This window comes from Azospirillum sp. SYSU D00513, assembly GCF_017356015.1.
Taxonomy (GTDB): Bacteria; Pseudomonadota; Alphaproteobacteria; order Azospirillales; family Azospirillaceae; genus Azospirillum.
In genome coordinates, this window is sequence record NZ_JAFIQV010000057.1 from 22,413 (window position 1) to 36,053 (window position 13,641).

Sequence of the window (13,641 nt, forward strand, 5' to 3'; positions counted from 1 at the left end):
CCCGCCACGCAGAAAGGCAACAAAGACCGTCCCGCTCGGTTTTCCGCGATACAGCCAATCAGGAGAAGATGATGGACGGGAATGAGACGGGACCGGCGGCACGCCACGGCTCCGGGAACACCGAGAATGCTCCGGGCCTCCGGGATCCGCGGACAAAATACCCGCAGCCCCCCTACAAGAGCCAGTCGCAGCCCTGGCCGGGTCTTGCTCGCGACATGGATCCGCCGCCGGACCATGGGGAGACGAGCTACCGCGGCTCCGGCCGCCTGGCCGGACGCAAGGCACTGATCACTGGCGGCGATTCCGGCATCGGCCGGGCGGCCGCCATCGCTTACGCGCGGGAGGGAGCCGACGTGGCGATTAACTATTTTCCGACCGAGGAGCCGGACGCCGGCGACTTGATTGCGCTCATCAAGGCCGAAGGCCGCAAAGCCATTGCCCTTCCTGGCGACCTGCGGGACGAGGCATTCTGCCGAACGCTGGTGGCCGATGCAGTCGCCGGGCTCGGCGGGCTCGATATTCTCGTCAGCAACGCCGCCCGGCAGCAGGCATGCGAGTCGATCCTCGATCTCTCCAGCGAGGAGTTCGACGCGACGATGAAGACGAACATCTACGCGCCATACTGGCTCATCAAGGCAGCTCTGCCGCATCTGAAGCCCGGCGCGGTGATCATCGGCACCACCTCCGAGCAGGCAACGGATCCAACGCCCGAGCTTTACCACTATGCCCAGACCAAAGCTGCGACATCGAACTACGTCCGGTCGCTTGCCAAGCAATTGGCACCCCGAGGCATTCGCGTCAATGGCGTGGCGCCTGGTCCGATCTGGACGCCGTTGCAGGTCAGCGGTGGCGCGACCCAGGAAAAGCTAATGCATTTCGGCAAGGAGACGCCTCTGGGCCGGGCTGGGCAACCAGTCGAACTCGCCGGGATTTATGTGCAGCTTGCCGCAGACGACGGTAGCTTTGCCACCGGGCAGATCTATGGATCGTCGGGCGGCGGAGGCTTTCCGTAAGAACAGGCTTTGTCGCATAAATCCGGTTTGTGGTGCCGGAGGGCGGCACGCTGAATATAGAGGCGGGCTTCACCGCCGAGTGCCCGCATGCCGTACAAGCACAATGAGCCGCACGTCACCGGAGCCCAAGGCCAAATACAAGGTTGAGAACCGGGGTGAGGGCAACCGGGCTTTTCGGCAGCGCGGGAGCCTGACGCTCTGGTTGACGCCCAAAGCACTCGCCGCGTGGAGGCCCACCGGCACGGGCCGGAGGGGCCGTCCACAGGCCTACTCGGACATTGCCATCAAGGCCGGGGCGATGCTGCGCCTGGCCTTTGGGCGCCCATGGCGGCAACGGAGGGTTTGCTGCACTCCATCGTCCAGATCCTCGGCCTGGAGCTGCCGGTTCCCGATTACACGACGCTGGCTCGGCGCAGTGCCCGCTTGTCGCTGGCGACCGCGCTGATGCAGCCGAACGGCCCCGTGACCGTGGTGATCGACAGCTCGGGCCTGAAGATGATCGACGCCGGCGAATGGCAGCTGGAGAAGCACGGCGGCAAGCCGCGCCGGAGCTGGCGCAAGCTGCACTTCGCCGTCGATCCGGACAGCTGTGACATTCTGGCTGCAGAGGTGACCACGACCGACGACGGCGACGCCACCCTAGTCGACCCCTTGCTCGACCAGATCCCCGGTCCGGTCAGCGCGACGTTGGCGCGTAAATCGCCGAAAACTGGGGATGTCAGGGTTCCGGCAGCTATAGAGGCGTCCCGCTGAAGCTGAGAGCCAGATGCCGTACAAGGCCAACGAGACCCGTCGTCACAAAATCCCGCGCGCCCGCTACCGGGTGGCGAACTGGTCGGCTTACGATGCGATACTACGCCGGCGCGGTAACTTGGCAGTGTGGGTGACGCCCGAGGCGATCGCCGTCTGGACGCCGACCAAGACGGGCCGGCGTGGTCGGCCGGCTCGCTACTCGGACATCGCTATAGAGGCCGGGTTGATGCTGCGCCTCGCTTTTGGCCGACCGTGGCGCCAGACCGCGGGCTTTCTGGTTTCGCTCATGCGCCTGCTCGGCCTGGAATTGCCGGTTCCGGATCACTCGACCTTCTCCCGGTGCAGTGCCGATCTGGAGGTCGCCTCGGCCCTGGCCAGGACGGAGGGGCCGGTCACCGTGGTCATCGATACCACCGGACTGAAGGTTTTTGGCAAGGGCGAATGGCACCTGGAGCAACGCGGCGGCACGGCACGCCGAACGTGGCGGAAGCTGCACTTGGCGGTCGATCCCGGCACCGGCGAGATCCTCGCCTCGGCATTGGCGAGCAACGAGGAGGGCGACGCCTTGCTGGTCGGTCCGCTGCTCGATCAGAGCCCGCGCCCGATCGGCACGGTGCTGGCGGACGGTGCCGACGACGGCGAACCCGTCTATCACTGCGTGACCGCCCACAGCCCCACTGCGGAGATGATCATTCCGCCGCGCTCAAATGCGGTGCCGAGCGATACGATCGCAAGCGCCCGCACACCGCGCGACCGCCACATCCAGCTGATCAATGAGCGTGGTCGGCTCGGATGGCAGCAGGCGGTTCAGTACGGCCGCCGATCCCTGGGCGAGGTAGCGATGACGCGCTACAAGCAAGTGATCGGGCACAGCCTGCACGCTCGGACTCTGCCTGCCCAGAAGGTCGAGGCCGCCGTCGGCTGCAAGGTCATGAACTTCATGACCAGCTTGGGCATGCCGGCTACCCGTAAGGTCACCTGATCAACGGCTGGTCTGCTGCGGACTGCATCCTCACGCCGAATTGTGCGCCAAAGTCCATCGTGGCCGCTTAAAGCCGGCGCTTCTTGCGGTTCAGCTCCGTTTGGAAAACGGTGCCCAGATCCTCAATCCGGTAGGGTTTGGATAGCACAGGCAGTCCTTCCATTCCGGCCTGATTCTCGCTGTAGCCGGTGGCCAGCACCACCACCAGACCGGGCAGCAGTTCTCGCGCCGCCTGCGCCAGGGCAATCCCGTCCACTGTGCCCGGCATCACCACATCGCTGAACAGCACGTCTACCGGCTCTCCCTCCTGCAGGCGGCGTAGCGCCTCCTCGCCGGTTGCGGCGCGTGCGACGCTGTAGCCCAGATCCTCCAGGGCCGTTACGATCACCGGCGCCACCACCGGGTCATCCTCGACCAGCAACACGCGGAGTCCATTGCCGCTTACCGCCACCCGCCGGGCCTCCGCCTCGATTGCTGGTTCGGCCGCGGCGCGCGGCAGCAGCAGCGTCACCGTGGTCCCTTGGCCCACTACGCTCTCCACTGTGGCGCTGCCGCCCGACTGTCGGCAGAAGCCGTAGACCTGTGCCAAGCCGAGACCGGTGCCCTGGCCCACCGCCTTGGTGGTGAAAAACGGCTCGAACACTCGCTCGAGCGCCTCCGGCGGGATGCCCTGGCCGCTGTCTTGGACCCACACCCGCACGAACCCCCCCCTCAGACCGTCCTCACCCCTGCACTCCACATTGCCGGCACCGATCATGACCCGACCGGCCGCCGCAATGGCGTCGCGGGCATTGGTAGCAAGATTCAGGACGGTAAGCTCAAACTGCACCGGATCGGCCATCACCGGCCACAGTCCGGCTTCCAGGTCGAATTCGAGCTGGATGTCGGCGCGCAACGCCCGGTCCAGGAAGGCACGCATGCCGAGCAGCCGGTCGCGCACGTCGAAGGGCTCCGGCTGCAGGCTCTGACGGCGGGAAAAGGCCATCAACTGGCGAACCATGCTGGCGCCGCGGTCGACCGCCTGCCGGCCGGAGTCGAGGATCTTCTGCACCCCGGCGACATGGCCGGCACGCCGCCCAACCAGCTGCAGGCAGCCGGACATCGCCTGCAGCAGATTGTTGAAGTCGTGCGCCATGCCGCCGGTCAGCTGGCCGACCGCCTCCATCTTCTGCGACTGATGCAGTTGCGCTTCCAGGCTCTCTCTTTCCGCCGCCAGCTGTTTCGCCTCGGTGATGTCACGAGCAACACAGTAGAGGATTTCCCCTGACGGAACAGCCGTCCAGGAGAACCACCGGTAGTCGCCGCCCTTGGTTCTGAAACGGTTCTCGAACTTGAGTGTTGTATTTCCATCAGACAGAAAGCCGATTTCCTGCCTGGTCTTTGTACGATCATCCGGATGCTCCATCCATTCGGATGTTCGTCCCAGCAGCTCTTCCTCCGACCAACCAAGAATGTCCGCCCACGCTGGGCTGACGTTCAGCCAATGCCCTTCCCGGTCGGCGATCAGGAACGGATCGCGGGAGAGTTTCCATATGCGGTCTCGGTCTTTGATCGCATCGGCAACGCGCTGCTCCAGCGTATCATTCAGCTGTCGTAACGCATGCGCCGCCTCGGCCTTGGTCATCGCGACCCAGGTCCGGTCGACAACCGCTCGGATGAAAATAACGTCTTCCTCGCTCCAAACTCTGGGTTTGTCATCGTGCAAAAAGAACACGCCAACCAGGCGGTTCTGATCTAACAAGGGGACGTTTAGAAACGCCTTGATGCCCAAAGTCCCTAAAGCCTTTGCTTCAGCGGCTGTCCGGGAATCGCGCTCGACATCGCTGATGGCCACGACCTCGCCGCGTTTCAGGTTTTCGATATGGGAACCATAATCGGAAAAGCGGTGACGCCCAGCAACGCTCGGCAGGATGGCGCTCGCGCACCAATCCCTGTCAACGTCCACGAAAGTTTGTGACGGGTCGACGGCACCGTAGCCGGTGTGCTGCAGTTCCAGGCGTGTTCCAACGATCTCCGCAGCGGCTGCGGCGATGTCTCCCACCGCATCAAGCATGCGGAGCCGGTCACCAAGATGAAGCAGCGCGGTTTGGCTCTCCTCCACCCTTTTGCGCTGGTCGATGTTTACCAGCACGCCGGGAAAGCGTATGGGGCGGCCGCCGTCATCGTGGGTGACATGACCGTTCGCCTCGATCCAGTGATAGCTGCCGTCGAGCTGCCGAACCCGGTATTCGGCGCTGTAGGGGCCACCGTCTTGCAAGGCCCGAGCGATGAGCCCTTGCACGCGGGGCTCATCGTCAGGATGGATCGACTGCACGACATCAGCCAGCCGCACGCCACGCTCCATCGCCGCCGGGTCGAGGGAGAAGGTGCGGGCGAAGCGGGCGTCGCTGGTAAAGCGGTCCTCCGGCACGTCCCAAACCCAGGTGCCGACCACCGCGCCGGAGTCCAGCGCAAGCCGGATGCGCTCGTCTGCTCGCCGCGTCGCTTCGACGGCCCGTTTGCGCTCAGTGATGTCCATGACCTGGACGTAGAACCCGTCGACGCTGCCGTCGGCGGTGCGTCGCGGAATGTAGAGGATGTGGCACGCCCGCTTTTCGCCATTTCGGTCCGGAAGGTACCCCTCGTACTCCACCGTCTCACCGGCCAAGGCGCGCTCTATCTGAGCGAGACGGGCCTGGTAAGCGGTCTCGCCGACCAAGTCACGTGCGTGCATCCCGATCACCCGCTCGCGCGGCACGCCGAACCAGGTCTCGTAATGGTGGTTGACGAAGCGGTAGCGATGATCCGGCCCGACGATGGCGACCAGAACAGGGAGAGCGTCAGTGAGCTGGCGCAGCTCCGTCGCCGCCTCCCGGGCTGCGTCTTCGGCGAGCCGTTGCGCGGTGCGATCACGGAAAACTTTGACGTAGCCGACTTGGGAGCCCTCGGGATTGAGCAACGGGGTCATCTCGCCTTGCGCGAAAAAAAGACCGTCCTTGCGTATATGCCATCGCTCGTCGGTGGCATGGCCCTCAGTCCGGGCCAGGGCCATCTCCCGCTCGGGCTGGCCGTTAGCTTGGTCCTCCGGCGTGAAGATCAGCTTGCCGGCATCTCGGCCGAGCACCTCCCCTTCGTTCCAGCCCAGGTTGTTGACCGCGCCAAGGTTCCAGCCGGTGATTCGGCCGCCCAGGTCGAGGGTGACGATGGCATGCTCACTGGCGCTTTGTACGATGGCGAGCGCCCCGTTGACTTCGGACGGTTTAAACACATCAGAGGGCAGTCCCAGACGCGTACGTTGGCGCGCTGCTTCGCCCTGCAATCGCGCGATGTCCGCCTCAATGGCCTTTAAGGTTTCTATGCTCGCCGTCCGATCCGTCACGCGCTCGCTCCGTTCCTTCAAACTCGTGTGTGGCGCCGGGATGAGGTGTCCGGCGTCGCCCGCGCCAAGCGCTATGGCGGCGGGACAATACCTGCATGGCTGCGTTCTTTCAGCGGTCCCGGCATCCAGACCGTCATTTGGCAAAGCTCCAGTCCGCGCCATTGCGGATGAGGATGTCCTGCAACATGTGGACCATCGTCACATCAGGGATCCTGGCCTAGGATTTCCTTGCACGCCTCGCGGTCTGACGGCGCCTCCAGGTCGGCTACAGGGAGGCCACAGCCCAAGAGCAGGGGGCCCGGTTGTTATCGAATGTTATCGGTGATGATCCCGGTTGACGGCCGAGCGGGCGGCCCGGCATCCTCGGCGCCGCCCCGATCCTCGCCGAGCCCTCCCGTGACCGACCACGCCGACACCGATCATCGCGCCGGCTTCGCCGCCGCCCGCCGCCTCTACCTCCATTACCAGACGGCCGGGCAGCCGGCCGTCGCCGACGACCTCGCCCGCGTCACCGCCTGGTACGAGCGCGCCTGCGACGAGATCGACCGGCTGCGCGCTGCCCGGCTCCCGAGCGGTGACTGACACGACCCTGCCGGCGCTCCTCGAGGCCGGCGCGCTCCCCACCCCTGACCTCGCTGACCGGCTGCGCGCCTACGCCCAGGCCGCCGAGGGCGCCCTCGCCGACAACACCCGCCGCGCCCTGCTCGCCGACCTCCGGATCTTCAGCGCCAAGTGCGCGGCCGAGCGGCGGGATCCGCTGCCGGCGAGCCCGGAGATGGTCGCCGCGTTCGTCGACGCCATGGCGGCCACCAAGGCCCCGACCACTGTGCGGCGCTACCGCGCCTCAATCGTCACCCTGCACCGCACCGCCGGTGTCCCGGACCCCACCAAGGCCGAGGTCGTGCGGCTGGCGGTCGAGCGCATGCACCGCGCCAAGGGCAGCCGCCAAGCCCAGGCCGATCCGCTGGTGCGCGCCGCCGTTGACCGTATGCTGCAGGCCGCCGACGCCGGCGGCCGCCCGATCGACCGGCGCGACGCCGCCCTGCTTGCCGTCGCCTAACGATACTTCTTGAGAAGAAGTGAGCTGGTGGGTCTGAGGCTTGGGGATTTCGTCCGCGCGCCTAACGGCAGCGCCACCATCCTGGTGCGGCAGTCGAAGACCGACACCGCCGGCGAGGGATCTGTAAAGTATCTCGCCGGCGACACCCTGCGCCGGGTGGATGCCTACTTCGAGGCCGCGGGAATCGCCGACGGCGCCCTGTTTCGCGCCCTCAACAAGGCCGGCCCGCCCGGCCGCCCCCTGCAGGACCAGGAGGGGTCGCGGCCTTTCCACCGGCTGGTGCAGGCCGCCGGGCTGGCTCCCTTGCGACCGTTGGCACACTCCACCCGGGTCGGCACCTGCCAGGACATACTCGCCGCCGGGCTGGAGCTGCCCGAGGTGATGCAGGCGGGATCCTGGAAGAGTGCCGGATGGGTGGCCCGCTACGGGGAGCGCCTGCTCGCCCGCCGCGGCGCCGCCCGCAAGCTCGCCACCCTGCAAAACCGGTCCTAAGGACTGTCCGTCATGCTCCTGATGAACGCCCAGACGTGCTGACGGCTGGCAGCTCATCCTGAGACCAGGGATCTGAGGATAAATCCCAACAGCACAATGATGCTGGCCTGCTTATGCCTTGGTACGAAGCACGTTTCCGCGCCGATTCACACAACCACACAGTCTCGTGCCTGAGCGATACGGGGCTGGTCTCAGCGCTTGACACAATGCCGTGCACACAAGCCGGTGTCGCTGCTGAAGAAGTGCCACTACGGCAGCACTACCGAATCCTCTTGGCGTAGTCAGAGAAGCCGTTGGTGCGCTTCAGGCCATCATGGGAGAGGTTTTGATAACGGGGAAAAAATGATGAATGCGCAATCGAAAAGGGCAAATGCATAAAATTTTAGCAGTATTAAATTTATGTTATTTGTAATCCGTATGCATTTTGGGACCGTATCGAAAGGAAACTAGCCTCCGAGGAGATGTGGGATGATTGCGTGGCTCACAAACCTTTCCCTTGTGAAGAAGATCGCGCTGCCTATTGCGCTGCTCCTCATCGCGCTTGGTGCCGTCGTGTGGACGGCCCATTCCGGCCTTAATCAGCTGACCCAGTCAGAAGAGGCTATGGCTGATCAGACGGCTCGCCGCCTGGAGTTGTCACTGGCGATTCAAGCGGCTTTGAACAATGCCGCCGTCAGCGAGAAGAATGCCATTCTCGATAACGATGCCAAAGACATTCGGGCATACATAGATAGCTACGAAAAGAGCATTGCAGAGGCTAAAGCGCACGCTGAGACGCTGATTGCAATGGCCGATACATCCGAACGCCGCAGCATCAATCAAGGCATCAAAGATCTGGTGACCGCCTATGATGCCGTCACTCGGAACGTCTTGGTCCGTGCTCAGCAGAACGATGACAGCGGGGCTTACGAACTCTCCAGCAGCGAAGGACGTGCGATTCGGCGCAAAATCGTTGAAACGATGGAGGCGCGCGTTCTGGCTAATAAGCGGGACATGAATGCCGCCCAGCATGCGATGACCGAGTTGGCCAGCTCAATGAAAACAATGCTCCTTGAAGTCTCGGGCATCGGCACCGTGGTCGCTCTCGGCCTGTTGGTTTGGATGATGACGCAACTGGTTGTTCGTCCCCTGACCGGTATGACGCAGGCGATGGAAAGGCTGGCACGGGGTGATCTGGACACTTTGGTGAATGGCGCCGACCGCAAGGACGAAGTGGGTGTGCTTGCCCGGGCCCTTCAGGTGTTCCGAGATGGCGCTTTGGCACAGCGCCGCCTGGAGGATGAGCAGGCAGTCGAACAGCGTGCGAAAGCGGCGCGGGCCGAAAAAGTAGACACGTTGATCAAGGCTTTTGAAAGCACCGCCATGGGAGCGTTGAGAACTGTGGCAGCCGCCGCTTCGGAATTGGATGCCACTGCGCAGAGCATGGCGACCATCGCTCAGCAAACAAACAGCCAGGCTGGAGCGGCGGCTTCCGCGGCGGATCTGACTTCCGCCAATGTCCAGACCGTCGCCACCGCGGCCGAGGAGATGGCCGCTTCCATTCAGGAGATTGGCCTTCAGGTCACCCGCTCGACCACCATCGCCGGACAGGCGGTCGAGCAGGCGGCGCAGACCAACAGCACCGTATCTGGTTTGGCCAATGCGGCACAGAAGATTGGCGACGTGGTCAGCTTGATCCAGGATATCGCCAGCAAGACGAACCTGCTGGCGCTGAACGCGACCATTGAGGCGGCCCGGGCTGGCGAGGCCGGCAAAGGCTTTGCCGTGGTGGCAAGCGAGGTCAAGACCCTCGCCAGCCAGACGGCCAAGGCGACCGAGGAAATCGCCGCTCAGATCGGCTCCATCCAGGACAGCACCGGCAGCGCGGTGCGAGCCATTCAGAGCATCGGCAGCACCATCAACTCCATCAACGACATCTCCACATCGATCGCTGCTGCCATTGAGGAGCAGGGGGCTGCTACGGGTGAGATCTCGCGCAACGTTCAGCAGGCTGCTCAGGGCACCCAGGAGGTGTCGGGCAACGTCACGCAGGTGAGACAGGCGGCGGAGGAAACCGGCGCAGCTGCAGGTCAGGTGCTCGGCGCGGCAGGTGAATTGTCTCGAGAAGCAGAAACATTACGGCGCGACGTAGAGCAGTTCCTTTTGGCCATCAAGGCCGCTTGATGTAGGGGATTAAGGCAGGAGACCTGTTGCGGAAAAGCAGGTCTCTTCTCAAGGGTGCTCTTGGGCGCTGCAAACGGCAGGGGCTTCCAGCTGGTGATGATCGGCCCGTAGCGCAGAGTCCGGACCCAACAGGCTCAATCCAATAAGTACCTTTGAACCGTGAACCGGCCCCATGACTTTCAAAACGGGATGTCAGATCTGATCGGACCCAACACGCCGATATGGCGGCAATGGTTAAAGGTAATTTTTAATGTTTTTTATAGATAATGCGATACCATAAAATGGTTATGCAAATCCGATCTCCGCCTTGGTAAATTCCGTGCGGCATCCGCCGTACCGGATTGCGGTAAACGCGATTTTTTCGGCGCTCATTCGAGCGCGGTCTGATCGAAGGACATGTTTTGTGGGCGCGCATCACGATTCTCCAGAATTATCTTCTCCAAACGATGTCGATCTGACCAGTTGTGAGCGCGAACCGATCCATGTTCCCGGTGCGATCCAACCCCACGGCTTTCTGCTTGCCTGCAGCCTGCCAGAGTGGGCGGTCGCACATGTGTCCGCCAACGCGGCCATACATCTCCCGGCCCTCGACCCGGAGACGTTGATCGGAATGACCCTGGATTGCCTGTGGCCGCGGGAGACGGTGCACACCCTGCGCAACAGCTTGCAAACCAGCATGATGTCTGGAAGCGCGGAGCGGCTACCGCGCATCGACCTTGGTTCCGGTCAGGGCCTCTACGACCTGACCATTCACGTCGTCGGCGATCTTGCCATTGTTGAAGGTGTGTCCTGTGCACTGACTGACCTCGCCGTTCTAGATCCTGTCACACTGGTCAAGGGAATGATCGGACGGCTGAAGCGCGCGCCGAACCTGGATGGGTTCCTAAAGCTTGCAGCCCAGCAGATGCGCGCCGTCACCGGCTACGACCGGGTGATGATCTACAAGTTTCTTGAGGACGGCTCAGGGCAGGTCGTGGCGGAAGCCGTGCGATCGGGTGTGGAGCCTTATCTGGGGCTCCGCTATCCGGCCTCCGACATTCCAGCGCAGGCGCGGGCGCTCTACAAGCGGCAATGGTTACGGCTGATCCCAGACACGGCCTACGAGCCGTCGCAGCTTGTTCCCGACCGCAGGCACGACGGTGGTCCGGTGGATCTCAGCCTCGCTTCCCTGCGCAGCGTATCGCCCATCCATATCGAATACCTTCACAATATGGGCGTGCGGGCGAGTATGACTGTGTCGCTCATGCAGGGGGACGAGCTATGGGGGTTGATTGCCTGCCACCATCAGGCGCCTCACCATGTCTCCGCGTCCCTCTGCGCTGCGGCGGAGCTGTTTGGGCAGATACTTTCGATTCAGATCGAAACCAAGGAACAGCAGGAGGAACTGAGCTTCGTCGCGCGAGCCCATGCGGCTCACGACCGGCTGCTTGCTGCCATGTCTCCGGAGGAGACAATCTTCGACAACCTGACCCTGTTCGCCGACACGTTGAACGAGATCATCGCCTGTGACGGGATCGGGGTGTGGAACGACGAACGCTTCACCGGTTTTGGTGTCACCCCGCCAGAGGAAGCTATACCCAGCCTCATCCAGTTCCTCAGCCTTGGCAACTCGCGGCAGCCCTTCGTGACCAGCGAGTTGAGCCGGAACCTGCCGGCCGCGCAGGCTTATGCGGCCAACGTCAGCGGCTTGATCGCCATTCCCTTCTCGCGCACGCCGAGAGACTATTTGCTTCTCTTCCGCCGGGAGCTTGTGCAGACGGTCACCTGGGGCGGTGACCCGACCAAACCGGCGACGCCGTCCCCCGATGGCGTGCGTCTCAGCCCACGCAAGAGTTTCGCCGCGTGGCAGGAGACGGTCCGCGGCCGTTCAGCACCTTGGCGCCCGGCCGAGAGGCAGATCGCGGAGGCTCTCCGCGTATCGCTGCTCGAGGTCATCCTCCGGCGCAGCGACCTGATCGAGCGGGAAAGGCGGGCCGCGCAGGAAAGTCAGACGCTGCTGATCGCCGAACTGAACCATCGGGTCAAAAACATCCTTGCCCTGATCCGCGCCCTCGTTCGGCAGAGCGGGCAGGGAGCTGATTCAGTCGAGCGCTTCACAGCCGAACTGGAAAACCGCATCCGGGCGCTTGCCCATGCCCATGACCAATTCCACCAGATCGGCTGGTCAGCGGCTCCCATGGTGCGTCTGCTGGAAGCCGAAGCCCAGGCCTGGACCCTTGGCAGGGAGGACCGGATAGCGTTCGAGGGCCCACCGGTGATGCTCGATGTGCGAGCTTACCAGGCGTTGGCTCTCGTTGTTCACGAGATGATGACCAACGCGGCCAAGTATGGAGCGCTCAGCAGCGAGCTCGGCCGCCTGCATGTAGGGTGGACTCTCACCGGCGAAGGCGCCCTCCGGATCGAATGGCGGGAGAGTGGCGGTCCAGTGGTCCAGGCACCGCAGCGGCGAGGCTTCGGCTCGATTGTCATCGAACGGACCATCCCTTTCGAACTCCGGGGCGAGGCTGCGGTCGCATACCAGTTTGAGGGCGTTCATGCCCAATTCCTGATCCCGGCCGCCCACGTGAGCGAGGACAGGACTGTGCATAAGGTACCACGGCCGGCGAGTGTCGCTCCGCCAGCACCCCTGTCGCTGCATGGTCGCAGTTTGCTATTGGTCGAAGACAGCATGATGATCGCGCTTGATGCCCAGGCGATGCTGCAGAAGGCAGGAGCGGAGGTGGAGGTCGTGGGAACCGTGGCGGCTGCCTTACGTCTTCTCGCCGTCCAGCTGTTCGACATGGCGGTCCTCGACATCAACTTGTCCGGCGAGACGAGCTTTCGCATTGCCGACGAACTTGTGTCCGCTAAGCGCCCGTTTCTGTTCGCCACCGGCTACCTCGAAAGTGTTGCAATACCGGAGCGCTTCCGGACGGCTCCCCTTCTGACTAAACCTTACGATGAAAACGCACTCGCTCAGGCAATGGGAAAACTTGCACCCGCTTCGATGTGATGAAATAGACAGCGCCGCCTCAGGTGGGTGAACCTATCTGAAGCGGCGCTTTCCGAATGCATCAGGTTCATGACGGTGTCTGCGATTTGATGGCGGTTGCTCAGACCACACCGCTGTGGGGCTGAAAAGCCGCCTTCAGCCCGGAAACCACCACAAACTTTCCATGCATCTCCGCGCGCGTCTACAAATGGCTGGTTGCCTGGGCGCCTTCCTGACCGCCTCCTGCAGCGGGCTCGGGCCGGCATCCCTGAACCAGGAAAGGATCGATTACGGGCTGGCGCTGGCCGAAACCGCCAAACGGGAGATGCTGCTTAACATCGTTCGGCTCCGTTTCGGCGACACGCCCACCCTCATGCAGGTCAGCCAGATTGTTGCCGGTTATTCCTTCGAGGGGCGGGCTGATTTCGGCACGAACCTGTTCCAGAACGGCTACTGGCTGGGCAACGATATCGCCGCCAACCGCGGCGGTACCTTCAGCAACCGCCCGACCATAACCTACAACCCGGTTCGCGGCGAGCAGTATGCGCGGACAATGCTGGCGCCCCTGCCGCCGAACGAGCTGATCGCCATGCTAACCTCCGGCGCGCCGGCCGACGAAACGCTTAGGCTGACGGTCAAAAGCATGAACGGTCTGAACATGGGCCCGGCCCTCACCCCTTCAACCACTGCGCCGCAGTTCGCCGAGGCCTTGCGCCTGATCGAGCAGTTGCGGGCCGAGGACATCCTCGGCATCCGTTTCTGATCTGCCGTCGGTGATGTTGGACACCGGACAACCCATATGGGAGTCCGATGAACGAGCCGAATGTGAACCAGAAGTTGTCAACCGAA

At 63.4% G+C, this 13,641-nt stretch carries 9 protein-coding genes and 1 pseudogene; 9 read left to right on the forward strand and 1 reads right to left on the reverse strand.

The genetic code is table 11. The features are described from left to right. Window positions 1-68 precede the first annotated feature (68 nt). The 3 genes and pseudogenes from JUB11_RS28575 to JUB11_RS28585 all read left to right on the forward strand — a co-directional run bounded on the left by JUB11_RS28575 (window position 69) and on the right by JUB11_RS28585 (window position 2,748). Window positions 69-1,013 carry an SDR family oxidoreductase gene (locus JUB11_RS28575; protein WP_247887388.1) on the forward strand — a complete coding sequence of 315 codons (945 nt, stop codon included), beginning with the start codon at window positions 69-71 and terminating at the stop codon, window positions 1,011-1,013. A gap of 87 nt (window positions 1,014-1,100) precedes the next feature. Beyond that, window positions 1,101-1,706 (forward strand): annotated as a pseudogene (locus tag JUB11_RS28580) (IS5 family transposase); the annotation flags it as partial. 73 nt (window positions 1,707-1,779) lie between these two features. Further along, entirely contained in the window at window positions 1,780-2,748 is a 969-nt protein-coding gene (locus JUB11_RS28585) for an IS5 family transposase (RefSeq protein ID WP_207462205.1), read from the forward strand. Window positions 2,749-2,815: 67 nt separating this feature from the next. Here the strand turns inward: JUB11_RS28585 and JUB11_RS28590 are convergent, their stop codons facing one another. Continuing rightward, a complete protein-coding gene (locus JUB11_RS28590) occupies window positions 2,816-6,106 on the reverse strand; it encodes a PAS domain S-box protein (protein WP_207462206.1) in 3,291 nt (1,096 codons plus the stop codon). A 396-nt stretch (window positions 6,107-6,502) separates the two neighbouring features. On the opposite strand from JUB11_RS28590, the gene JUB11_RS28595 reads away from it, so the two are divergent. The 6 genes from JUB11_RS28595 to JUB11_RS28620 all read left to right on the forward strand — a co-directional run bounded on the left by JUB11_RS28595 (window position 6,503) and on the right by JUB11_RS28620 (window position 13,555). Continuing rightward, window positions 6,503-6,688, forward strand: a complete 186-nt coding sequence (locus JUB11_RS28595; RefSeq protein ID WP_207462207.1) for a hypothetical protein — start codon at window positions 6,503-6,505, stop codon at window positions 6,686-6,688. Continuing rightward, window positions 6,681-7,166, forward strand: coding sequence for a site-specific integrase (locus JUB11_RS28600; RefSeq protein ID WP_207462208.1), 486 nt, complete (start codon window positions 6,681-6,683; stop codon window positions 7,164-7,166). The genes JUB11_RS28595 and JUB11_RS28600 overlap by 8 nt, the downstream gene beginning before the upstream one ends. A gap of 9 nt (window positions 7,167-7,175) precedes the next feature. Next, the gene (locus JUB11_RS28605; protein ID WP_282189197.1) at window positions 7,176-7,658 is read left to right on the forward strand and encodes a tyrosine-type recombinase/integrase; all 483 of its coding nucleotides are present in this window, start codon (window positions 7,176-7,178) and stop codon (window positions 7,656-7,658) included. Between the two features lie 468 nt (window positions 7,659-8,126). Next, the gene (locus JUB11_RS28610; protein ID WP_207462210.1) at window positions 8,127-9,821 is read left to right on the forward strand and encodes a methyl-accepting chemotaxis protein; all 1,695 of its coding nucleotides are present in this window, start codon (window positions 8,127-8,129) and stop codon (window positions 9,819-9,821) included. A 403-nt stretch (window positions 9,822-10,224) separates the two neighbouring features. After that, window positions 10,225-12,813: an HWE histidine kinase domain-containing protein gene (locus JUB11_RS28615; RefSeq protein ID WP_207462211.1), complete on the forward strand. Its 2,589-nt coding sequence runs from the start codon at window positions 10,225-10,227 to the stop codon at window positions 12,811-12,813. A 163-nt stretch (window positions 12,814-12,976) separates the two neighbouring features. Continuing rightward, window positions 12,977-13,555: a hypothetical protein gene (locus JUB11_RS28620; RefSeq protein ID WP_207462212.1), complete on the forward strand. Its 579-nt coding sequence runs from the start codon at window positions 12,977-12,979 to the stop codon at window positions 13,553-13,555. Window positions 13,556-13,641: the final 86 nt, after the last annotated feature.

What these genes read in the sequence shown, in the direction of transcription:
- JUB11_RS28575 (WP_247887388.1), top strand. Translation starts at nt 69, where the DNA reads ATGATGGACGGGAATGAGACGGGACCGGCGGCACGCCACGGCTCCGGG.
- JUB11_RS28585 (WP_207462205.1), top strand. Translation starts at nt 1,780, where the DNA reads ATGCCGTACAAGGCCAACGAGACCCGTCGTCACAAAATCCCGCGCGCC.
- JUB11_RS28610 (WP_207462210.1), top strand. Translation starts at nt 8,127, where the DNA reads ATGATTGCGTGGCTCACAAACCTTTCCCTTGTGAAGAAGATCGCGCTG.
- JUB11_RS28620 (WP_207462212.1), top strand. Translation starts at nt 12,977, where the DNA reads ATGCATCTCCGCGCGCGTCTACAAATGGCTGGTTGCCTGGGCGCCTTC.